Consider the following 22,911-nt stretch of genomic DNA (forward strand, 5'->3'; position numbering starts at 1 on the left):
CTCAAAAAGAAAAATTCCTCGATACTCATTACTCATGAAGAAATTAGCCTTAACCATTATTTGGACGTTTTGTTTTGGAATTGTACAAGCTCAATATGATAATTGGGCGGTAGGTTTTAAGCTGGGAGAACCCACAGGAATTAATATCCGGAAATATTTTAATAACATTCACGCGCTGGATGTCACAATAGGCACTTACGGAGGTATACTTTCAAACGACCGGGACTACAGGGGAGACGAAGGAATTTACAAGAATGCGGGCGTTTCTATTCAAGCGCATTATTTATGGCATACCCCTGTTTTCAACTCCGAAACCGTTCATGTATACTATGGTTTAGGAGGACAAATCAACAGCAGGAGGTCATATCCAAAACGATTGAATGGTAACTATGAAAAAGACATCTCCCTCGGAGGTTCCGTTTTGGGAGGATTTGAATACTACATTCCTGATAATCGCATATCAGTTTTCCTGGAAGGTGGCACTTACGTTGAACTTCTGCCAAGACCATTTTATTTAAGCCCAAACATTTCGGCGGGGATACGGTTTAATTTGTAGGCTAATTTTGCAGTCATAGCAGAACAAAAAGCAGGTGCGAACCTGCTTTTTCTATGTATATTGAATCTCTTTTTTCTTCCCAATTTTAATTTCAGGTGTTCAAAGTATACAGTTCATCGGCAGGATCCGGTAAAACCTACACGCTTACCAAGGAGTATCTCAAACTTGCATTGAGCTCTAACTCTGAGACTTATTTTAAGCATATTCTTGCGGTGACTTTTACCAATGCGGCTGCGAATGAAATGAAGGACCGCATTTTGTTGATGTTGCGCACCTTTTCAGCTTTCGAAATTGATAAGCCAAATTCCATGCTCAAAGATGTGGTCAATGAGCTGTACCCAGATACAATTGAGGACGCTAATCTTTTTAGAGAAGCCTGCCGTCTGATTGCCGACAGGGCGCAGGTGTTATTCAGGCAGATCCTGCACCGCTACTCCGATTTTTCGGTCATGACCATTGATAAGTTTACCCAAAGGCTCATTAGCAGCTTTACGGATGAACTTGGCATTCCGTTTATTTTTGAGACGCAGCTGGATGGCGATTTATTGGACGAAGCGGTAGACCGTTTGCTGGCCAGAATAGGGCAGGAGGGCGAAGAGATTCTGACGGAGATTGTGGAGCGGTATTACCGGGAGAATGCGGAGGATGGAAAAAGCTGGGGCGCATTGCCCATGCAAATCAGGGAGACTTCCGGTACATTGCTGAGTGAGCAGAGTTACCTGCAGATGAAACGGGTCGAAGACTTGAAAATGGAAGATTGGATCGCAATCCGGGGCCAGATGAGCGCTTTCGTAAGAGAACGGGAAGCATTGATATTAAGGCATTCAAAAAATGCGCTGGAACTAATCCAATCCACTTTTCTGGCCGAAAAAGATTTTCACCAAAGCGGAAGAGGCATTTATGGCTACTTCAGGGACCGGGCCGAAGGGAAGAAATTTTGGACAGAACCCAATTCATATGTCTACAAAACCATTGGCGAAGGCGTTTGGTATGGCGCGAAAACAGCTCTTCTAATTCGGGATGAGATTGAAAAAGTCCGCACAGACCTTGAAAACTATTTCCATCAAATTGAAAACATTCGTCTGGTGGAAACCGAGAAGGTCACATTATATAGCCAGTTACAACGACACATTTATCATTTGTCTTTGCTGGGAGAGATCAGGAAGGAGTTTGATGCGCTTTTAAAGCAAAATAACCAGGTTCACATTTCTGATTTTAATCGTAAAATCGTCGAAATCGTAGCCCGCGAGCCAGTACCTTTTATTTTTGAGCGTTTGGGCGAGCGGTATAACCACATCCTGGTAGACGAATTTCAGGACACCTCAAAGCTACAATTTGCCAATTTGCTGCCACTGATAGAAAACTCATTGTCCGGCGGGTTTTTCAATCTTATTGTCGGCGACGCAAAACAGTCTATCTATCGGTTTCGCGGCGGGGATATGGACCTTATCCTGCAATTGGCGCAAAGTCAGGTTATGCAGCTCGCGTCTTTATTTGGGAAAAATTCTTTCCATGAGGAGCGATTGACCAGCCTGGATCAATATCTGCATGTAAATCACCTCAAAGTCAATCGCAGGAGTTATCGGGAAATCACGAATTTTAATAACCGGTTTTTTGCTTTTGTGGCAGACACATTGGGCGACGAATATCCAATGATCAGAGAAGTTTACGATCAGAATTTCCAACAGGAGATCCCGGAAGGCGTTCACCAGGGCGGGCATGTGGAGCTGGAATTTCTGGAAATGAATGATGATAGCGACGAAGGCAATGATGAAAATACGCCGGACCACATTGTAAGGAGGTCGCTGGAACTGGTTACCGAACTAAAATCTTCGGGATATAACTGGCGTGACATTGCGATTTTGTGCCGAAAAAGGAAGGAGGCAACGTCCCTGGCAAGTTCTTTGAAAGAAGCCGGATTTCCGCTCATTTCAGACGACGCATTGTCACTGGGCTATTCACGAGCCGTGCATTTCATCATTTCTTTCATGAAAGTTTTGCACAGCTCGGATCATCGGCTCGCACGGTATGAGGCGGCTTATCTTTTTCATCATGTGATCCGAAAAAAAAATCCGGCGCCGACTGAGTATGAGCAGATACGCATTTTGTGCGAGGAGAGAGGATTGGATACTTTCCTAGAGTATTTCAAAAAGTGGACTGTTGACCTGAGTTCTTTTCGCATGCGGCAGCTTTCTGTGTTTGAACTGAGCGAGTACCTGATGCAGCACTTCGGATTGCTGGATAATCATTTTGAAAATGAATATTTGTTCCGGTTTTTAGATGTGGTACTGGAATTCGGCAATCGAAAGACCAATCATTTGGGCGATTTCCTTATTTATTGGGAGTCGGCCAGGCATAAGCTTTCCATCACCATTCCTGCCGAAACCAACGCGATACGGATTACCACCATCCACAAAGCAAAAGGGCTTGAATATCCCGTAGTAATTGTTCCTTATGCGCATTGGAAGGTAACACCGAATGCCAAACTGGACCGGCTTTGGGTTGACCTGGACGACATTGATTATGAAGAACTTACATTGGAGTTGAGCGACAATGCTGATTCTAAAAAGTTGAGAAGTTCAATGGTTTCGGTGGTCAAAGATCTTGAGAATACAGCTATTGCGACCCAATACTACGATGAACGCACGAGGATTCTTGTCGAAAACCTTAATTTGCTATATGTAGCATTCACCCGCTCGGTCCAGCGCCTCTACATTCTTGCAAAGCGGGAGAGAAGGTGGGAATCGGGGCAGCAGGTGAGCAACTGGCTGAGGGATTATCTTAATCAGGAAAACTTTGAACCGGCATGGAGCGAGGATGAAACCCGCTATATCATTTCAAATGCTGATAGCCTACCTGCACATGCGCTGGTGAAGTCTGAGTCACTGCCATTTGTATTGAATAATATCTTGAGTAATGATCGTACGCAATCACTTCGCCTGCGACGAATGGCCGACCGTATTTTTGACGTGCAGACTTTTGAACCCAGACACGATCGTTTGCAAAAGATGCGTTACCTGCTCACGAGACTGAAAACCGTTTCAGACTTGCCAGACGCGTTGGACAAACTGGTTGGAGAAGGCATTTTCACTAGTAAGGAAACCAGGGAAATCGAGATTTCAGCCCAAAGCCTCCTGGACGATGCCTCCCTTCGAATTCTTTACAACAATGATAATAACATTCAGATTAATAAGGAATTACTCATTCCTGGCGGAAAGCTGTTGCATATAGACAGGCTCGTTCATGTTCCCGACGGGGAATACATATTTATGTCATTCATCGGCGGAAACAGTTCCGATGAACCGCGAAGACATTTAAGGAAACTAATCAGGGCCTACGAGACATCGGGAAAGAAATCCCGTGGTGTCCTGGTAACGCTTGAAGACGAAGCAGTAGAATGGGTTGTTTAAAGATTAAGTAGAAGTAATTTTATATTTTATAACGTTGAAAGAAAAAAGCTTCGGCTATTTTAACTGAAAATCGGCTTAAATGATTATTTTTAGAATCATCATGCTTCTATGTCTGCATAGACATATTTCTACTCTGCTTTTCAACCGTTTATGCGAATATCTTTCCAGCAACAAGTTTTCATAGGCATTAGCTTTTCCATTTTTCTTGTACTGGTCGTCGGATTCACATCTTACAATGCAATAAAGGTGCAATTGGAAAATACCGGCTGGGTGAATCACACCAGGGAAGTGATGCGGGTTTCCTCTTCGGTCAAAAATCATTTGCTTACCGCCGAATCCAACGTACGGGGTTTCGCTATCACCAATAACCCCACGTTTGAGAATAATTATGTCCAAGCCAGCAACAAGATACTTTCAGAAGTGGATGTGTTGCGTAAACTGGTGAATGACAATAAAGTACAGGCAGCCCGTACCGATTCATTGTCGCTGCTTCTGCAATCTCGGGTTGAACTGATGAACCGTCAGTATGAGATTCTCAAAGCAGGAAATTATTCCAATGATACCATTAGGACTATCGTTTTGGCAGGGAAAAACCTGTCTTCGCTGATCGAATTCAATTTCAGGCGTATTGAAAATACAGAGGAAGGACTGCTGATCGAACGTGAACAGAATGCGACCGTTAGTTCGTCTCAGGCAAAGCAGTACATTTTGATGGGTTCTTCGGCATTTCTTTTAGTAATCTTATTGCTCTATTATTTTATCAGAAAAACCTATAACGCGCAGATCGCTTCGGAAAATGAAACGATACGGGCCAATAAACAGCTGGAACAATTGGCCGTAGAGGACCAGGAGAAAAACTGGATTCTCAATGCTGCAATAGAAGTTTCCACATCGATAAGAGGAGAGCCCACATTGCCCGAATTATCTGAAAGACTCATTGCAAAATTGGTGGAAATTTTGGGTGCGGACGTGGCGGTTATGTACCTGGTTTCCAGATTTGGGGACTTATTAGAAATTTCGGCAAGCCATGGTTTGAACACGAAGAAGCAGCTTGGAACGATAAAATCGGGCGAAGGTATTTTAGGTCAAATTGTTAAGGATAAAGTCGAATTCAAAAAATTGAATGTTAATCCCGGCTATTTTTCCATTGAAACAGCGACGGGGAGCACGGATCCGGCGGTGGTTTGGATCAAGACCATTTCTTTCGGCGGTAACATCACGGCATTGATCGAAACCGGATTTCTGAAAGAGCCGGGCGACCGCGTCCGGAAGCTGCTGGATTTGGTATCGGATAATGTGGCGGTGGGCATTATGGCTTCCCGTGCCCGCCAGGTTGCGAATGAATTGCTTGAAAAAACCCAATTACAGGCCGAAGAACTTGAAAGCCAGCAAGAGGAATTGCGGGTTACGAATGAGGAATTGACACGTCAAAGCTCATTGTTGCAGGTTTCGGAAGAAGAACTGCGTCTGCAGCAAGAGGAATTGAAACAGATTAACACCGAATTGGAGGAAAAGGCCTTCATGCTTGAAGAGCAGAAAGGTACCATTGAAGCCGCCCGTGACCAGATCCAGATTAAAGCGGATGAACTCGAAAGAAGCGGGAAGTTTAAAAGTGAATTCCTGGCCAATATGAGCCATGAATTGCGTACCCCGCTGAATAGCATCCTGATTTTATCCCGTATCCTTGGCGAAAACAAAGGCGCGAGATTGAATGAAGAGGAGCAGCGTTATGCATCCGTAATCTTCAATTCGGGAAATGATTTGTTGACATTGATCAATGATATCCTCGATCTCGCAAAAGTGGAGTCGGGCAAGCTGGAACTTGTGCACGAACATGTTGCCACTGAACTCACATTATCGGAGATTAGAAACACATTTCAGAAAGTAGCAGAGAATAAAGGATTGACTTTGGTATTAGGAAAAGATCAGTCGTGTCCGGAAACTTTGTTTGTCGACCATGTCCGGCTTCTTCAGGTGATCCGAAACCTGCTTTCCAATGCTATTAAGTTCACATCCGCGCCGGGCACAGTATCACTTCGAATTGGGCAGGAGGCGGGAAGTGTTTATTTTAAAGTGGCTGATACCGGCATTGGTATTCCTATTGAAAAACAAAAGGCCATTTTTGAAGCGTTTCAGCAAGCTGACGGGTCCACCAGCCGCAAATATGGCGGTACCGGATTAGGCCTGTCCATTAGCCGTGAACTGGCAAACCTTTTTAAAGGCTCCATTTCGTTGACCAGCGAGCCGGGCAAGGGTTCTGTTTTCACATTGAGAATTCCAGCGCAGGCCGAAAATGGAGAAACGGCAGTGGGCAATCTGAATGGGCAGGAAATAAAAAAGGAAAAGATAGTGGTTGCGTCATTGACTGCTGAAATGCTGAAAGAAAACCGTTTACTGCTCATTGAGGACGATGAAATATTTGCCGCTGACATGGCAGCGAAAGCCCAGGATAGCGGCTTTGAAGTGCGGCTTGCTTCAAATGGCAAGATTGCGCTCGAACTGGTGAGAACATTTAATCCAACCGCGATCATTCTGGATATGAACCTGCCGGATATTTCCGGGGACGATGTTTTGAAGGAATTGAAATTGGATGCAAAAACACGGTTAATCCCAGTACACACGGTTTCCTCGGCGGACTATTTTGATATTGATATATTAAAAGAAGGCGCAATCGGCTTTACCCAAAAGCCGGTTGACCAAAAATCGGCGGAGCATATTTTTAACCTTTTGAAACTGGAAGGCAAAGATCTTGAAAAGCAAAGGATCCTTCTAGTGGAGGACGATACCTACCAAAGCAAGTATCTCGGCGAATTCCTGACATCCAATAACATTGTGGTTTTATATGCTTTTTCCGCGGAAGAAGCACTTAGCATTCTTCAAAAGGACGCCGTCGACGGTATTATCCTGGATATTAGATTGGCCGATATGAATGGTCTTGAACTGCTCGACAAAATCAAGAAAAATCCCGATTGGAGCGCATTACCGGTCGTCGTCAATACAGCAGAAGATCTCACCCAAGCGGATCTGAGCCGCGTCATGAAATATGCACATCCCGTGGTGATCAAAACCAAGAAATCCAATGAACGTTTGCTGGATGAGGTGAAGTTATTCCTAAAAAAAATCCAGCCTAATACACCGAAACCAGAACATAAAAAGGAATCATTCAGTAACCCTGTCGTACATGCCGACAAGGTTTTCCTTGGCCGGAAAATCCTGATCGTGGACGACGATATGCGGAATATTTTCGCGTTGAGCGCGGTGCTGGAGGATTCAGGATTTAAGATTGAAATCGCTACGAATGGTAAGGAGGCAATTCAGAAACTGGAAGACGGCTCTGGCATTGAACTGGTACTGATGGATGTGATGATGCCGGAAATGGATGGGATCGAAGCGACCCGCAAAATTCGTGAACAAGGCAAATGGGCCAAACTGCCCATCATTGCGGTAACTGCAAAAGCAATGCAGGGCGACCGGGAGCAATGCATGGCCGCTGGTGCGAATGACTACATTTCAAAACCGGTGGACATAGACAAGTTACTGTCGCTCATTAAAGTTTGGTTACACGCTGCCTGATATGGTTTTAATCGAATATTCTGAGTTAGAGACATTAATTGGCAGGATCCACGAGATATCAGGTTTTGATTTTTCAGGATATGCGCGACCATCTTTGTTAAGAAGGGCAAGCCGGTATCTGACGCAACATACCATGAATGTGAAAGATCTGCTTTTACATATTGAACCGGGCGGTGGAATAGTCTACGACCTGATTCAGGAATTGACGGTCAACTATTCCGAAATGTTCAGGGATCCGGATTTTTTCATGAAGGTCAAGACAGATGTGTTCAGCTATCTCGAATCTTATCCCGCCTTGCGTTTCTGGGTAGCTGGTTGTGCATCCGGGGAGGAGGCATTTTCAATGGCTATATTGTTGAAAGAAGCAGGTTATCTCGAACGCTCAATCATTTATGCGACCGATTTGAATAATAAGGTTTTGACTGCCGCGCGCGAAGGCGTTTTCACTTTGGGCAACACACGGACTTTCTCCGAAAATTATTTATTGGCGGCTGGAAAAAACTCCCTGTCAGATTATTATCATGTTGCTTATAATATGGCTGTTATATCACCGGAGATTAGAAAAAAAATTGTCTTCTCCCTTCACGATCTGACCGGCGACGGGGTATTTAATGAATTCCAATTCATCAGCTGCCGCAACGTGATGATCTATTTTACATTGGAATTACGACAAAACGTATTCCGGTTACTTTATGATAGTCTCAGCATGCTGGGTTTTCTCTGCCTCGGGAAGCGGGAAACACTGCGTTACTCAGGCATTGAACAAAATTTCAAAATTATTGACAGCACGCTGAATATCTACCAAAAAATACAATGAATATAAAAAAAGATGATTCGCTAAGCCTGGTTTTGATTGGCGGCTCGTCCGGTAGCTTTGTGATTTTTGAGGAGATTTTGAAACTGCTTGTTCAACCATTGTCGTTTGCGATTGTTTTTGTTTTGCATAGAGGAAAAAGTAGCACATCCGTTTTGCCAGAGCTATTTAGGAATAGAACGAATGTGTTTATGAGTGAACCGCACCACTTGGATACCATTGAAACAAACACCGTGTATTTCGCTTTTCCAGATTACCATTTGTTGATCGGGCCGGACGGCAGGTTTTATTATGATTTATCTGAAAAGGTTTTTTTTTCAAGACCCTGCATTGATGCCACATTTATTTCCGCGGCATTTTCGGGAATCCCGGTTAAAGCTGCACTGCTACTCTCAGGATCCAGTGCCGATGGCGCATTTGGAGTGAAGGTATTAGCTCAAAAAGGCTTTGCAACTTATGTGCTGAATCCCAAGGACGCAGAATCGCCGAGGATGCCGGAAGCGGCATTGCAGCAATATGACAAGCATACAATTATTTACAAAAGCACTCTCATCAAGGTAGTCCAGGACATACTTTATTCACACGCAATGTAGCTATGGAAAATACAAAACTTTTATTGCTGGACGACCGGGAGGAGAATCTGATCTCTCTGAAAGCAATTCTCAGCAGGGAGGATATCGACATTTTTGCAACAACCTCGCCCAATGAAGCATTGCGCATTGTTTGGGAAAACGATATTGCCGTCGCACTGGTGGATGTCCAGATGCCCGGAATGGATGGGTTTGAGTTTGCAGAAACACTGGTAACAAACCCCAAAACCAAAGAGATACTGATCGTCTTTGTGACGGCCATTTCCAAAGAGACAACCTACGCCGTGAGAGGGCTGAAAACAGGCGCGATTGATTATTTATACAAACCACTTGATCCGTATATCACCAATGCAAAGGTCGATTCGCTGATCAAACTGGCCCGCAGCCAAAAAGAGATCAGGGATAAGAACAAGTTGCTCGAAAACTACGCGACCATTATTCTCAATTCACCGGATATTATTGCGACTGTTGAACCTGAATCGGGTAACATATTGTCTATCAATCCATCTGTTGAAACAATTCTCGGATTGCAGCCTTCGGCATTAATGGGAAATACCATGCTGGACCTGCTGGTAGATCCCGTAAATTCAGAATTGAGAGAGGTGCTGATCAAACGTAGCTTTACCGGTGGAGAAACGATTGTTGTAGAAGACCAGTTTTACGGACGCCTGCGCCAGCCGGTTTGGCTCGAATTGCGGATTATGTATAAAAACAGGCTCTTGTTCGTCAATTTGCATGATGTGGAGAAAAGAAAAGCCCACGAACGCGCATTGATCGACGCGCAATCGCAGGCGGAAAAGTCGCGAAAAGTGAAGGAGGCTTTTCTTGCCAATATGAGCCACGAAATCCGTACGCCACTTAATGGCATTATTGGCCTTGGAAATTTGCTTGCGGCTACGCAACTGGATAATTCTCAGAAAGAACTGATCGAGATGCTGAGGCAATCGTCTGGATCGCTGCTGAATATTTTAAATGACATTCTCGATATCTCCAAAATAGACGAAGGCAAGTTTTCGATCATTCCATCCTCCACAGATCTGCGGGTGTTGGGAAAAGGTATTATCGATCTGATGAAGTTTAAAGCGGATGAAAAAAAGCTTGGCTTTGAGCTTGTGGTCATGGATTCCGTACCTGATTGCGTACTAGTGGACGGCATGCGGCTTAATCAGATACTATTAAATTTGATTGGTAATGCATTAAAATTTACCCAATCAGGGAAGGTTATGTTAAAAATAGACCACCTGGGCGAAACCGACGCGGGCCATAGTGTCAGGTTTAGTGTTGAGGATACGGGTATAGGAATGTCGGAAGATCAGATAGCGAATATCTTTTCAGAGTACGGTCAGGCATCGGAAAATACTTCTTTACAATATGGCGGTACGGGATTAGGACTTACTATTTCCCAAAAGCTGGTGCGATTAATGGGCAGCGAATTGGAAGTAAATAGCAAATACAACGATGGCAGCCAGTTTTTCTTCACATTATTACTCATGGATGCGAATGAAACGGCCGATGTTATACGGACTCCCATTTCTTTTCAGGATCTGCCTCCTTTCACGGGGAAGACGGTTCTAGTTGCAGAGGATAACCCGATCAATGCACTTTTACTAAAAAAATATCTCAAAGCCTGGGCTTTGGAAGCGCGTGTAGTAAACAACGGTAAGGAAGCTGTGGCCGCTTTAAAAGAGCAGCGTTTTGACCTGATCATAATGGATACACGTATGCCGGAAATGGACGGTTTTCAGGCTGCGCAAATTGCCAGGACCCAATTGAAAATCATAACGCCCATCCTATCACTCTCGGCAACCGTGTTACCCGAAGAAATAGAGCAAGCGCTGGCATCGGGAATGAACGACACATTATCAAAACCATTTGAGCCAGAAAAGCTGCACAGGAAGATAGATTCACTCCTGGGCGTGACTGCATTGCACTAGCATGCAACGAATTATTCCTTTTTGTCGTAATCTTTAACTAACGGATTTCGTTATTAAAAGTAATTGTAATCGTTATCAACTGACAAAATGAAAAGTATAAAAAACAGTTGGACATTACTGCTCGTGGCTACCCTCGCCGCATGCAGCTCGTCCAAAACAATGACCTACGAATCAAAATGGAATGCGCCTTTTTCATATGCAGATGGCGTCAAGCCGGATCAGCAGGACCAAAAATCGAGGCTTAGGTACGGCATCATCAATGATGAGCAATATGTATATATCACATTAAAAACCAAAGATCCCAATACAATCCAGAACATTCTTAACAGCGGATTGAAAGTTGCTTTCAGTCCGGAGGGCCAGAAAAAGGAAGGGTATTCTCTTCTTTTTCCAGTGGTAATGAAGGAGGATAGAAGAGCCCTGAAAAGGATTGATACCGATCTTCCAAACAGCCTTGGTCTTGATCTGCTTTTGGATTCTTACAATAAAGAAGCAGTTTGGAAAGATGTGAAAGGGCAGCATTTTATAAATCTCGTTGAACCCGACGGAAGCATCAAGTCGCACATTGAAATGGACAGAAACGGGGAACTGACTGAACAAATCGCAATTCCTTTCAGCCTGATGGCGGTTAACGTTAGAGAAACCGGCATGCTTGGGGTAAGCATTAAAGTAGATGGTCAATCTTCGCAATCCGGATTTAGTCCGCGCATTGGGATTGGCCTCGGTGGCGGAATTGGAATGGGCGGCGGAATGGGCGTAGGGATCGGTTCTGGCAGCGGCTACGGTTCCCGGTACAATCAAAACGACCGCAATGTAGATATTAAGCTGGAAGTCCAGCTTGCACGAGCTAATTAGACCAGCCTTTATCAATTGCAAAAAGCCCGTTGAGTTTTCAACGGGTTTTTTGTTTTAGACTATCTTGCATCGAAAGCGATAAGTAAGCATTGATAGTCTTCAGTCAATTTCAAGTAAAGGTTTAAAGATCAGGATATTGTGAATAGAAACCAGCTCAAAAAATTATACAATTTCCTAAAATTCAGAAAGGACTTTACGCGGTACAGCTGTTCTGTGTGTCTTGTACCCGCCCCTGTTTGGCGAAGGTTACGATACCATCAAGGCGATTACGGACGGGAAAATCCAGGCTGTTGTTGACAATAGCTTTTTTCGATTTATTAGTTATCGCGAATGGGTGGTATTGGTTTTCGTGGCAGTGATATGTTTGTTAAAAGCATTCTCCACTTCCGGATATGATCTTTTTATTCCGTTAATGCTCGTTTCGGTCATCTTCTTTTTAACTGTCAAATGGTTTTCTCCTATTTCGCCCGATCTCCGAAAACTGGCTGAGGAGGGGAAAATATTTACCCGCGAGCACGACCGCAACCTGCTATCCCTGCTGCATATCCTGGACCTGATCGACAAGGACATTCAGGTGATCAATGTAAATGCGTCGCGTACCGAACTGGCCGAAATGTTCCGGACCGGCAAGCGCAATATGATCTCGGTTATTGATGAAAACAGGAAGCTCGTCGGGATCATCTCCATGGACGATGTGCGCCCGCTGCTTTTCAATCCGGATGTGTATGATATGCTGAGCGTCAAAGGCCTCATGAAGCAACCGCCTAATGTGATCAGTGACCTCGATACCGTGGTGAGCGTGGTCAAAAAATTCGATGAAACTGGGGCTTGGAACCTGCCGGTGGTCAAGATTTCGGGTGAATTTGTAGGCTTCATTTCCAAATCTGGGATACTGAACAGCTACCGCCAGCTATTGCGCTCGCATTCAGGGTAGAAGTGCCACGTGAAACATTATTTTAAATCCAAATTTTCATAAATGATTGTTATCTAATTAAATACAAATGATATATATTTGTATAATACTTGAATAGTCAAGTATATATCAAGTAAAGATCAAGCATCATTCAAACTTATGTCAAACACAACGCCTGCATTGAAATTCTTTTTAAACCTGACCATGGTCCAATCGCTGATATTCAAGCGGTTCGATACAAAACTGAGCAGCCACGGCATCAGTCTGAACGAATTTATGATCCTGTATCACCTCGGGGAAGCGACGGATGAGAAACTGAGACGGGTTGATCTCGCCGAAAAAATCGGCCTGACGGCGTCAGGAATTACGAGAATGCTGACGCCTCTTGAGAAATTGGGATTGGTAAAACGGGAAGCCAACAGCCGGGATGCCCGTGTGAGTTATGTAAAGCTGGCGAATGCCGGGAAGAAGATTTTAAACGAAAGCTCGGCCACCGCAGAAGAGGTAACCGAGCAGATTTTAACAGTGGTGAAGACAAAAAAACTGGATGATTTTTCGAAAATGTTACAGGAATTGGGCGCGACAATTAAGTAATGCTACTTCGCTTTCCGCACATAAATGTTCCCATTCATATTTTTCATCATGATCTCCCCGCCGCCGCCGTTGACCTTGCCTTTTACCCAGTCCTCAATAGAAACTTTATACATACCGTCCTTGGCTGAACGGGTAGCCTGCGGCTGGCTTTTGTCCACGTCCACATCAAAGTCGCTGTAAATTTCGCCTCGGTCGGATTTGATTTTCACATCAAATTTGGCTGTACCAGGCAGGGTTATATCCACATTGCCATTGAGCGTTGAGAATGCCATTGGTGATGTCGTGTTGACGGTTTTGAAAACAGCTTTCAATGTTCCGTTAATGGTATTGGCAACCGCCGAGCCGGATACATTAGTGAGTTTAATATCACCGTTCACGTTTTTAATTTCCAATTCGCCATCTACGTTTTCAACGGTAATATCTCCCTCGTTTATGGTGCTGACGACCAGCGTAAACTTCTGGGGCACCTTAATGTTCAGATTTACGGCGTTCATGCTAGCCCTTGAATTCACTTTCACTGTATTGTTTTGCTCGGTTACGGTAATGTCCAGTGCGGCATTCCCGGGGGAAATTCGCTTCATTCCGCCAGCCTGGGCATCACTGGGCTTATCTTTCTTTTCTTCGTTTTTAGCCGATGCATCAATGATCACCTGGTTTCCAGTAGTTCCGGTGATGTGGATACTTCCTGCGATCAAGCCCACATTTAAAGTTCCGGGTTTGGCAGGATCTGTCAATGGTATGGTCAATGTCTCTTTGGATTCAGTTTGTGCCCACAGCATAATCGGGCTCAATGTGAGGGCAGTGGATAAGGCGAGGGATAAAATTGAATTGGTCTTCATTGTGTTTATGATTGTTTTTTAAGATAAATATTTCCGTTAAATGTTTCGAATTTGTAGACAGCGCCGCCTTTTCCAATGCGGATCCGGGTGTCGGTACTGAGCTTGTAAACCGTCTTATTGTCTTTCTTTTCCTCATTCTTGATCACTTTCACGGGCAAAGATTCTACTTCTGTAAAATCGGTATAAAAATTCCCGTTGAAGGTCTTGAACTGGCAATCCACCGACAGCGCTGCGGGGTAGCTGATCTTGATATCGCCATTAAGCGTTTTGAAATCAGATTCGCCGGGCGGGAGTGTCAGGTAATTGGCGTCCACATTCCCGTTGACCGTCCGTACATTGGCTGCACCCTTTGCATTTACCAGCTTAATAGCGCCGTTAACATTGTAAACGCCAAGTGAACCAGTGACATCGTTCACCGTCACATCACCGCCATTAACCGTTGAAACATGCAAATTCAGAGAGTAGGGGACTTTTACCGTGAAATTCAGTTCATAGTGATAATGAATTTTCGGACCATTCCAGTTTTTATTATTGCGATCCGGACGGGAATCAAAAGGGTTGGTAATGTAGGCCGTGATACTATCCGCCGTTTGTTCAAAATCAATTTTGAATTCCTGCTTGCCTGTTTCCAAAATTTCCTGGGTTTTTGCTGAAATGGTTTTGTCAATTTCGAGCAAAACTTTGTCCCCATTATAGCCCTCCACTTTGATAAAGCCATTGACGTTATAAATCGCCAAAGTATTGGCAGACGCGTTTTGAGTTAAAGTGAATTGTTTGCTGATATGCTCTTTGAATTCCAGCTTTTGTGCCGGGGCCTGGGTGCAGCAGAACACTGCTCCCGCCAGTAAGGGGATTGCAAGATATTTCATAGCTAATAAATGGATGATGGTTTTCTAAGATAAATCCTTGATCGACTGCTCAATTTTGTTCTTCACCAGATCATTGAGCCCTTCTTTTTTCAGCAAGGTCCTGAGTGCTTTAATGGAGCGTTTTTCCTGCATCTTAACCATCACATCCGCCAATGCGACTTGAACCATCGGCGAATCCTGGACAAGCAGCGATTTCACAAGTCCTTCCCGCACCGCAGCATCGCTTGTGTATTGCGTAAGTGCTTCGAGCGTAACCAGCCTCACGTTCACATTATCGTCGTTGTTTAAGGTCGTAAAAAGCGCATTTATTACACGCTCATCGGCATTGACGATCTCAGTTGTGTAACCTACAGCCCGAAGCCTCTCAGTGGCCGAAGGATTCTCGATCAGCGAAAGCATCATGGTGCTTTTCATCTCTTCCACTTCCGAGGCAAGGGTCTCAATTTTCTGTTGGTAATCGGTTGCTTTCACATTGTCTTTCCCTGTCTTACGTCCAATCACCAGACCAAGCCCAACGAGCAAAAGGCTGAATGCAAGCTGGATTGACCACTGAGGTAACACAAAATCCTTTATTTTTTCGATGATATGTTGCCATGAAAAGGATTCGTCGGCTTTTTCAGCTTTTTTAAACTGATCCAGCATTTGGTAAAAATTAGTGCGCATCGCTTCTTCCGGCTCGGGGATTCTCATTTTTCCAAGACTATCCCAAAGCTGCTTATCCATCGCGAATTCTTCCTGGCAGGCAATGCATTCGGTCAAATGGTTGTCAACCTCCAATCGTTCTCCTTTGCTGAGCCTGTTATTCAGACAGTCTGTCAACTTTTCCTTGTTATGTTCACAGCCCATTGCGTTATCTCCTTTCATTGGTAAAAAACTTTTTTTTTAACTCACCCAGTGCCCGGTGTACCCGCACTTTTACCGTCCCTTCATTAACGTTCAGCACTTTCGCTATTTCGTTGTATTTCAAGTCCTGAAACCGGCTCAGGATAAGCACTTCCCGATATTCTTCACTCAATCCTGCCATTGCTTTGTGCAGAAAATCCTTGTCCTGTTGTTTTTCCAAACCTTCATCCGCCAATGTGCCGCCGCCGATCTTGTCCGCCATTTCATTCACATCATAATGATTGGCCGTCTTGTTCTGCTTCACCGAATCATTCAGCACATTCCTGGCGAGATAATACATCCAGGTCCTGAATTCGCCTTCTCCTGTGAAGGTATGTTTGTATTTGAGCATCCGGTAAAACACATTCTGAACAAGATCTTCACTGGCGTGGGTTGTATGCGTCATATGGTAAAAGAATGCAAACAGTGGCCGGTTGTACCGTTCAAACAGCAAGCCCATTTTGTCCAGGTCGCCGGCTTTAACCCGGAGCATCAGCGAATTGTCTGTGAGCGCGTTCAAATGGTTTAGCCTTTTTTGTTTGATTCTGTTGTGATAACTCGGGGTATTGGGAAAGGTTACAATAAATAAGAAAATATTTCTTCTGTTTTTACATTCATATTATTCTGACCGCAGCGATTTGACAGGGTTCATCAATGCGGCTTTGATGGATTGGAATGAAACTGTAAAGAGTGCTACTGCGATGGAAAGCATTCCGGCTATTGCGAACATCCACCAGGAAATTGTGATCCGGTATTCGAAATCCTGTAACCACTTGTCCATCATGTACCAGGCTGCTGGAACGGCAACGACCATTGCAATACCCACCAGTTTCAAGAAATCCTTCGAAAGCAAAGCCACGATTCCAGCAACCGAGGCACCTAATACCTTTCTAACCCCAATTTCCTTTGTACGCTGCTCGGCAGTAAAAGTTGCCAGTCCGAATAAACCCAGACATGCGACGAAAATGGTCAATCCTGCGAATAAGCCTAATATTTTGCCGGTTTTCTGTTCCGCTTTGTAGGTTTCATTAAAGCGTTCATCCAGGAAAGAATAGGTGAAAGGCAGGTCCGGCTTGAAGCTTTCCCAATGCGTTTTCATGGATTTGAGCAGCCCAGCCACTTCTTTGGTCCTGGTTTTAATAATGATGGAACCGCTGCCTTCACTAAGTGTCATTACAAGTGGTGCTATTTTTTCATGCATGGAGCGAAAGTGAAAGTCTTTGACAACACCTATCACACGAAAAGTGACTTGCTGACCTTCGTTGTCCCTGCGGGAAACCGTCTTATCAAGCGCCCCATCAGTCCATCCCATTGCTTTTGCAGCCGTTTCATTCACAATAATTCCCAGTGAATCGGTACCGTAGGCTTTGGAAAAATTGCGGCCCTCCGTAATTTCCATACCCAGGGTTGGGATGTAATTGTAATCCACCTCGTAACGAAGCGTCTTCACAAACTGATCGACATTGTTCCCTGTTGTTACCATGAAATTATTGTTGTCCGAAGCTCCCGCGGGAACATAACCAGACATGCTCACTTTATCAACCCGGGCGTCTCCCATGATTTCATCCCGAAACGCCGGAAAATTTTTGCCCAAAGCCCACCCGGGTACAATCATGATCTGCTCTTTATTATAACCCAATTTTTTGTTCTGGATAAATTTCAATTGTTGGTAAACCACCGTGGTGCCGACCATTAAGGTGATTGAAATAAAGAATTGGAAAACAACCAAACTGCTTCTCAATCCAATATTCCTGCCCGAAGATCCCAGTTTGATGGTCGCGCTGCCACCTTTTAAAACTGAAATGGGCTTGAAAGAAGAAAGGAAAAATGCAGGGTAGCTGCCGGCAAATATGCCCACGAACAAGCCAAATAACAGGACGCCAGGAATGAGGCCAGGTAACGCATCCAATCGCAATGAAAGTTCTTTGCCTGATAAATTATTGAACAACGGAAGACAGATCAGGCATATAACAGTTGCAAGTATCAAAGCAATGCCGGTTAGCAGAAGCGATTCCATCAAAAACTGGCTGACCAATTCTATTTTTTCCGAACCCATTACCTTTCGAACACCGACTTCTCTGGCGCGCTTGGACGAACCGGCGGTAGAGAGGTTCATGAAATTAATGCACGCAATCAGCAGCATAATTACTGCAACAGCGCTAAAAATGTAGACGTATTTTAAATTTCCGTTGCCGCCCAGATCATATTCAAAGTCAGAGTGTAGGTGAATGTCAGTTAAAGGCTGAAGATACAAGCCTATGTCGTTTCCCTTTTTGCGAAACTCAGCCAATGTTACGCCCATTGCCTGCTTTAATTGCGGACCCATGTATTTGCTGACCGTCTGCGGAAGCTTTTGTTCAAGGCGTTTGTAATCGTAATCTTTGGGAAGCAGGAGGTAGGTGAAAAACTCAGATATCATCCACGATTGCGATTTTGCTTCATCCAGCGAGGACATGGACGCCAGCATATCGTAATGGAAATGGGAATTGGCAGGTATATCTTTCATCACCCCGGTCACTTTATACATATTGTCCGTGCCCTTGAATGTCAAAACTTTTCCCATTGCGTCATTTTCCCTAAAATATTTCCGAGCGAGCGTCTCTGAAATAACAACTGTATTCGGGTTCAATAACGCGCTTTTTGCCTGGCCTTCGATAAGTGGTAATGTGAAGAGTTGGAAAAAATTCGAGTCTACATATGCCAGACGGTCATCGGTGAAGAGTTTTTCACCCAATAATACCAATGGTGAACCGCCCTGCCGCAGGCGGGTCGCGTCCTGAACTTCGGGATAATCGGCTTTTAATGCAGCGGCAGTTGGCGGCATGACGTGCGCCTCATTGAATTTTCCTCCCTGCATCACACCTTTAAATACGACACGAACAATGCGGTCGGCTTTTTCATTATACCTGTCAAAACTCAATTCATCGAGTACATAAAGGCTGATGAGCATGCAGGAAGCCAGTCCCATTCCCAGGCCGACAATATTGATGGCGGAAAAGGCGCGGTTTCTGAGTAAGGTCCGCCAGGCGATTTTAAAGTAATTTCTAATCATGATTAAGGTAAATGTAAAAGGGAAAAACTTGGTTTATTTTGATGGCTAACAGGCGGTACTTTGTATAACATAGTTCTTGGTATAAAAGGTATGCCAGTTTGCAAATGTTGTGATTCTCGGGTGTTTAGGAAATTTTCTTAGCCACGAATGTTCACTTCCGAACACTTTTCGTACGAAATCGGCCGCCGCTTTACTAAATTTATGCGTTAACACTTTCATTGATGACAGACTTAGAACAATATCTCCAAACCTATTTTGACTTCAATCAAACCGACCTGAACAAGGTAGCCTCATTCTTTAAGCCCGAAATGATTCAAAAAGGAGGTTATTATCTGAAAAGCGGCAAAACCTGTAATAAGCTGAGTTTCATCCAGTCGGGTATGTTGCGGGTTTTCGTGGAGCTAGAATATAGGGAGGTAACGCAATGGATTTCGACAAAAGGATATTTCATAGCCGACCTGTCAAGCCTGGTATTTGGCAATCCATCCCGCTGGAACATCCAGGCACTTGCAGATACTGCCCTTTACACTATTGATAAAGCAGATTACGATCGTCTTGGTGATTTTATACCAAAATGGCCGGTTACAGAAAAGCTTTTCATCGCACATTGCTTCACAACCTTGGAAGACCGCGTTTTTTCTTTTTTATCAATGACCGCCGAGCAACGCTACAATATCTTATTTGAAAATAACCGCGAACTGTTCAATCAGGTGCCGCTTCAATATATTGCCTCCATGCTTGGAATGACACCGGAAACCATCAGCAGGATAAGGCGAAAACAGCTGATTTGATTTCTTGATCTAGATCAAGTGGCTTTGAAATGCCGGTTGATACTTTTGTTAAGTCATCACTCAACAAGTAATTTATATGTTTTTAGGTCATTATGGTTTAGCATTCGGTGCTAAGAAAGTCGCTCCAAAGGTTTCGCTACTTACGCTTTTTGTCGCAGTCGAATTCGTCGATATTCTGTGGCCGTTTATGTTGTTGTTCAATGTTGAGAAAGTCAAGGTACACCCCGGAATCTCTGAGGTAACCCCATTTGAATTTGTGCATTATCCGTATACCCACAGTTTGATAATGGGTGTGGTATGGGGTTTGTTATTTGCATTGGTATACTGGCTTTTGAAAAAAGACCTGAGAAGTTCTGTTATCGTAGGACTTGCCGTCCTGAGCCATTGGTTTCTCGATTTCGTCGTCCACATTCCCGATTTGCCAATCACACCGTTTGGTTCAGAAAAAGTAGGGTTAGGTTTGTGGAATTCGATGCCGCTGACGCTTTTGATTGAAAGTGTAATTTTCTTTGGAGGTCTTTATATCTATGTCAAAAATTCCAAAGCGCTGAATAACAAGGGCACATGGACTTTATGGACGCTGGTCATATTTTTCATCGCATCAAACCTTTACAACATGTTCGGCCCGCCACCGGAAGATTCCATTCCCGTACTCTTCGTTTCCTTTGCCATTCTGCAAGTGATCGTGCTATGGCTGGCGCACGTGGTTGATAGAAATAGGGTAATGGTTACTTCCCAGCCTTAAAAACATACACCCCGCCTTGCTCGGTCATAAAGTCATAGGCCAGGCTTCCTTTTTTAACAATTAGGGTGTTGAGTTCGCTGGATTGGGCCTTTTTATAGAATGCATTGGCATTTTCTCCTTTGGCCGGTTTCAATGTTAATTTTCCGGAAGATTTGATTGAGTTAGGGACGGCGATGCGGCAATTTCCTCCTAGTTTGGATCTTACCGTAAGTTGGGTGATCAGGCCTGCGTTCCAGGTAGCATCTACTTCAAATCCGCCTCGGGCTTTCATTCCTTTCATTTCGCCGGAGGTCCAGTTGTCGGGAATTGCAGGGATTACGTTCAGAAGGCCATCGTGGCTTTGGAGTATCATTTCTGCAATTCCCGAAGTACCTCCGAAATTACCGTCGATCTGAAAGGGAGGATGAGCATCCAGCAGATTGGGATAGGTACCACCGCCATTTGCGTAGTCTGTTCCTTCAACACCCGTAAGTTTTAACTGTTCCCTAATCAATTTATAAGCATGATTACCATCTAATAACCTTGCCCATATATTGATTTTCCAGCCTTTGCTCCATCCCGTACCGCCGTCGCCACGTAATTCCATTGTTTTTCTGGTCGCATTTGCAAATTCAGGCGTGTAGAGTGGCGAAATCTGTCGGCCTGGAAAAAGTCCGAATAAATGGGAAATGTGACGATGTTCCGGCTCAGTGTCTTCCCAGTCTTTGTACCATTCCTGCAAATTCCCTTTTTTACCAATTTGAAGCGGAAATAGCCTGCTCCGCTTTTCAACTAAAAGTTGCCTGAATTCTGAATCCTCGCCGAGTCGGTCGGAAGCTTCAATCAGCTTGGTAAAAAGGTCCCAGATAATGGACATATCCATGGTAGTTGCTACCGAAACCGATCCTTTGAAGCCTCTTTCAGTAATAAAAATATTTTCCGGAGAAGTAGCCGGTGCTGTGACGAGCTTACCGTTTTTATCCTCAATCAGCCAATCCAAACAAAACAGCGCGGCTCTTTTCATAAGCGGATATGCAGTTTTCGCCAAATATTCCTTGTCACCGGTAAACTGGTAATGTTCCCACAAATGTTGCGAAAGCCAGGCGCCGCCCATTGGCCAGTTTGCCCAGGAAGGACTGCCGCTAACTGGATTGGATGTGGCCCATATGTCCGAATTATGATGGATAGTCCAGCCTTTTGCTCCATAGAAGTTTTTGGCCGTTTCTGTGCCCGTTACCTCCATCCGACTAATTAAATCGAGTAGTGGCGTATGCAATTCCGAAAGATTGGCGGTTTCGACCATCCAATAATTCATTTGCGTATTAATGTTGGTTGTGAAATTACTGCTCCACGGTGGCCTTAGCTCATGGTTCCAGATTCCCTGCAAATTGGCAGGAATACCGCCGGGCCGCGAGCTGGAAATAAGAAGATAACGTCCAAATTGGAAGTAAAGCGATTCCAGCGCCGGGTCTTTTGTGCCTTGTGCATAGTTTTTCAGGCGTTCGTCCATCGGCAATTCGCTTTTTGGATTACCATTTAAAACAAGGCTTGTTCTGTTAAAATACTTCTGATAATCAGCGATATGGCTATTTTTAAGAATGTCAAAACTTTTCGAAACAGCAGGGGTTAAGTAGCTTTCTGACAGTTTATTTTCATCCTTTCCTTCCTTGTCGGGACATTTATCATATCCATTGTAACTGGTAGCTGCAGACAAAATCAAAACTGCTTCTGTGGCGCCGCTTATGTGCAGGCCGGCAGCATCAGCCGTCACCGTTCCATCCGATTTTTGCACCTTAACCCGCAGCTCGAAACGCATTCCCTTGCATTGGGATGGATCATTGTACACGATCGGCAATTCCATGGTCTGCATATAACTTGGGTCGGTATGTGCAGGCGCTTGTCCTTTCATGCCAATCTGATCTTTTTCAATCACGACATTCTGATAAACAAGCTGACTCTGAGTGGTTGCCGTAAAATTCAAAGCACCCTTTTTGCTGGCTGTTAATTTGACGACCATCAACTGGTCCGCACCAGAAACGAAAAATTCCCTGCTGTAATCGACTCCATTGATCGTAAAACTGGTGGATGTAATGGCGTTGGATATGTCGAGCTCGCGGCGGTAGTTCGTTGGTTGGCCGGCCAACGGCTGTTTAATCAGCAAATCGCCCAGCGGTTCATAGGATTCGGTAAAAACGCCCTGAATTTTCTTTGTTAGTTCCTCCGCAAGTTTGTAATCTTCATTGGCCAAAGCTTTCCTTACTTCTGGTAAATATTTGTAAGCCTGTGGGTTAGGGTTGTTATTCACCGGCCCGCCCGACCATAATGTCTCCTCATTCAACTGAATCAGTTCTTCATTAACCCGTCCAAAAACCATCGCCCCAATCCGCCCGTTTCCAATCGGCAACGCTTCATTCCAGTTTCGCGCAGGCTGTTTGTACCAAAATTTCAAATTGCTTTGAGCAAAAGCAGTTTGGAATATTAGTAAATGGCAGGCGACAAGAATAATCAATTTCAT

The 22,911-nt window shown here is 44.3% G+C and carries 17 protein-coding genes; 11 read left to right on the forward strand and 6 right to left on the reverse strand.

Annotated elements, in window-relative coordinates; genetic code table 11:
* The first annotated feature begins 34 nt into the window (after positions 1 to 34).
* The 9 genes from FHS68_RS15715 (at position 35) to FHS68_RS15755 (ending at position 13,239) form a co-directional block, all read left to right on the forward strand.
* Positions 35 to 556, forward strand: a complete 522-nt coding sequence (locus FHS68_RS15715) for a hypothetical protein (RefSeq protein WP_167271775.1) — start codon at positions 35 to 37, stop codon at positions 554 to 556.
* Positions 557 to 651: 95 nt separating this feature from the next.
* The gene (locus tag FHS68_RS26670) at positions 652 to 3,966 is read left to right on the forward strand and encodes a UvrD-helicase domain-containing protein (RefSeq protein WP_167271777.1); all 3,315 of its coding nucleotides are present in this window, start codon (positions 652 to 654) and stop codon (positions 3,964 to 3,966) included.
* A gap of 150 nt (positions 3,967 to 4,116) precedes the next feature.
* The gene (locus FHS68_RS15725; protein WP_167271779.1) at positions 4,117 to 7,539 is read left to right on the forward strand and encodes a response regulator; all 3,423 of its coding nucleotides are present in this window, start codon (positions 4,117 to 4,119) and stop codon (positions 7,537 to 7,539) included.
* A gap of 1 nt (position 7,540) precedes the next feature.
* Positions 7,541 to 8,356 (forward strand): CheR family methyltransferase, encoded by an 816-nt coding sequence (locus FHS68_RS15730; protein WP_167271781.1) that lies wholly within the window; start codon positions 7,541 to 7,543, stop codon positions 8,354 to 8,356.
* Positions 8,353 to 8,946: a chemotaxis protein CheB gene (locus FHS68_RS15735; protein ID WP_167271783.1), complete on the forward strand. Its 594-nt coding sequence runs from the start codon at positions 8,353 to 8,355 to the stop codon at positions 8,944 to 8,946. The genes FHS68_RS15730 and FHS68_RS15735 overlap by 4 nt, the downstream gene beginning before the upstream one ends.
* Before the next feature lie 2 nt (positions 8,947 to 8,948).
* Positions 8,949 to 10,877, forward strand: coding sequence for a response regulator (locus FHS68_RS15740; RefSeq protein ID WP_167271785.1), 1,929 nt, complete (start codon positions 8,949 to 8,951; stop codon positions 10,875 to 10,877).
* A gap of 87 nt (positions 10,878 to 10,964) precedes the next feature.
* Positions 10,965 to 11,732, forward strand: a complete 768-nt coding sequence (locus FHS68_RS15745; RefSeq protein WP_167271787.1) for a hypothetical protein — start codon at positions 10,965 to 10,967, stop codon at positions 11,730 to 11,732.
* 220 nt (positions 11,733 to 11,952) lie between these two features.
* A complete protein-coding gene (locus tag FHS68_RS15750) occupies positions 11,953 to 12,666 on the forward strand; it encodes a CBS domain-containing protein (protein ID WP_229211920.1) in 714 nt (237 codons plus the stop codon).
* Between the two features lie 138 nt (positions 12,667 to 12,804).
* Positions 12,805 to 13,239 carry a MarR family winged helix-turn-helix transcriptional regulator gene (locus FHS68_RS15755; protein ID WP_229211921.1) on the forward strand — a complete coding sequence of 145 codons (435 nt, stop codon included), beginning with the start codon at positions 12,805 to 12,807 and terminating at the stop codon, positions 13,237 to 13,239.
* A 2-nt stretch (positions 13,240 to 13,241) separates the two neighbouring features.
* Here the strand turns inward: FHS68_RS15755 and FHS68_RS15760 are convergent, their stop codons facing one another.
* The 5 genes from FHS68_RS15760 to FHS68_RS15780 all read right to left on the reverse strand — a co-directional run bounded on the left by FHS68_RS15760 (position 13,242) and on the right by FHS68_RS15780 (position 18,881).
* Complete coding sequence (locus tag FHS68_RS15760) at positions 13,242 to 14,078, reverse strand: DUF4097 family beta strand repeat-containing protein (protein WP_167271789.1); 837 nt, start codon at positions 14,076 to 14,078, stop codon at positions 13,242 to 13,244.
* Between the two features lie 5 nt (positions 14,079 to 14,083).
* Positions 14,084 to 14,947, reverse strand: coding sequence for a DUF4097 family beta strand repeat-containing protein (locus FHS68_RS15765; RefSeq protein ID WP_167271791.1), 864 nt, complete (start codon positions 14,945 to 14,947; stop codon positions 14,084 to 14,086).
* A 24-nt stretch (positions 14,948 to 14,971) separates the two neighbouring features.
* Positions 14,972 to 15,811, reverse strand: coding sequence for a HEAT repeat domain-containing protein (locus FHS68_RS15770; protein ID WP_167271793.1), 840 nt, complete (start codon positions 15,809 to 15,811; stop codon positions 14,972 to 14,974).
* Positions 15,798 to 16,322: an RNA polymerase sigma factor gene (locus FHS68_RS15775; RefSeq protein WP_167273296.1), complete on the reverse strand. Its 525-nt coding sequence runs from the start codon at positions 16,320 to 16,322 to the stop codon at positions 15,798 to 15,800. Before FHS68_RS15775 ends, FHS68_RS15770 begins: the two co-directional genes overlap by 14 nt.
* Before the next feature lie 126 nt (positions 16,323 to 16,448).
* Positions 16,449 to 18,881 carry an ABC transporter permease gene (locus FHS68_RS15780; protein ID WP_167271795.1) on the reverse strand — a complete coding sequence of 811 codons (2,433 nt, stop codon included), beginning with the start codon at positions 18,879 to 18,881 and terminating at the stop codon, positions 16,449 to 16,451.
* Between the two features lie 221 nt (positions 18,882 to 19,102).
* On the opposite strand from FHS68_RS15780, the gene FHS68_RS15785 reads away from it, so the two are divergent.
* Positions 19,103 to 19,672: a Crp/Fnr family transcriptional regulator gene (locus tag FHS68_RS15785; RefSeq protein WP_167271797.1), complete on the forward strand. Its 570-nt coding sequence runs from the start codon at positions 19,103 to 19,105 to the stop codon at positions 19,670 to 19,672.
* Positions 19,673 to 19,748: 76 nt separating this feature from the next.
* On the forward strand, positions 19,749 to 20,417 hold the full coding sequence (locus FHS68_RS15790) for a hypothetical protein (RefSeq protein WP_167271799.1): 669 nt from the start codon (positions 19,749 to 19,751) through the stop codon (positions 20,415 to 20,417).
* On the opposite strand, the gene FHS68_RS15795 is transcribed toward FHS68_RS15790, so the two are convergent.
* Entirely contained in the window at positions 20,401 to 22,911 is a 2,511-nt protein-coding gene (locus FHS68_RS15795) for a glycoside hydrolase family 95 protein (protein WP_167271801.1), read from the reverse strand. The two genes, FHS68_RS15790 and FHS68_RS15795, sit on opposite strands and share 17 nt — an antisense overlap.

The organism is Dyadobacter arcticus (assembly GCF_011762185.1).
Lineage (GTDB): Bacteria > Bacteroidota > Bacteroidia > Cytophagales > Spirosomataceae > Dyadobacter > Dyadobacter arcticus.

Coding starts and splice junctions, on each gene's coding strand:
- FHS68_RS15715 (WP_167271775.1), top strand. CDS start 35: ATGAAGAAATTAGCCTTAACCATTATTTGGACGTTTTGTTTTGGAATT.
- FHS68_RS15725 (WP_167271779.1), top strand. CDS start 4,117: ATGCGAATATCTTTCCAGCAACAAGTTTTCATAGGCATTAGCTTTTCC.
- FHS68_RS15730 (WP_167271781.1), top strand. CDS start 7,541: ATGGTTTTAATCGAATATTCTGAGTTAGAGACATTAATTGGCAGGATC.
- FHS68_RS15735 (WP_167271783.1), top strand. CDS start 8,353: ATGAATATAAAAAAAGATGATTCGCTAAGCCTGGTTTTGATTGGCGGC.
- FHS68_RS15740 (WP_167271785.1), top strand. CDS start 8,949: ATGGAAAATACAAAACTTTTATTGCTGGACGACCGGGAGGAGAATCTG.
- FHS68_RS15745 (WP_167271787.1), top strand. CDS start 10,965: ATGAAAAGTATAAAAAACAGTTGGACATTACTGCTCGTGGCTACCCTC.
- FHS68_RS15755 (WP_229211921.1), top strand. CDS start 12,805: ATGTCAAACACAACGCCTGCATTGAAATTCTTTTTAAACCTGACCATG.
- FHS68_RS15760 (WP_167271789.1), bottom strand. CDS start 14,078: ATGAAGACCAATTCAATTTTATCCCTCGCCTTATCCACTGCCCTCACA.
- FHS68_RS15765 (WP_167271791.1), bottom strand. CDS start 14,947: ATGAAATATCTTGCAATCCCCTTACTGGCGGGAGCAGTGTTCTGCTGC.
- FHS68_RS15770 (WP_167271793.1), bottom strand. CDS start 15,811: ATGAAAGGAGATAACGCAATGGGCTGTGAACATAACAAGGAAAAGTTG.
- FHS68_RS15775 (WP_167273296.1), bottom strand. CDS start 16,322: ATGCTCCGGGTTAAAGCCGGCGACCTGGACAAAATGGGCTTGCTGTTT.
- FHS68_RS15780 (WP_167271795.1), bottom strand. CDS start 18,881: ATGATTAGAAATTACTTTAAAATCGCCTGGCGGACCTTACTCAGAAAC.
- FHS68_RS15785 (WP_167271797.1), top strand. CDS start 19,103: ATGACAGACTTAGAACAATATCTCCAAACCTATTTTGACTTCAATCAA.
- FHS68_RS15790 (WP_167271799.1), top strand. CDS start 19,749: ATGTTTTTAGGTCATTATGGTTTAGCATTCGGTGCTAAGAAAGTCGCT.
- FHS68_RS15795 (WP_167271801.1), bottom strand. CDS start 22,911: ATGAAATTGATTATTCTTGTCGCCTGCCATTTACTAATATTCCAAACT.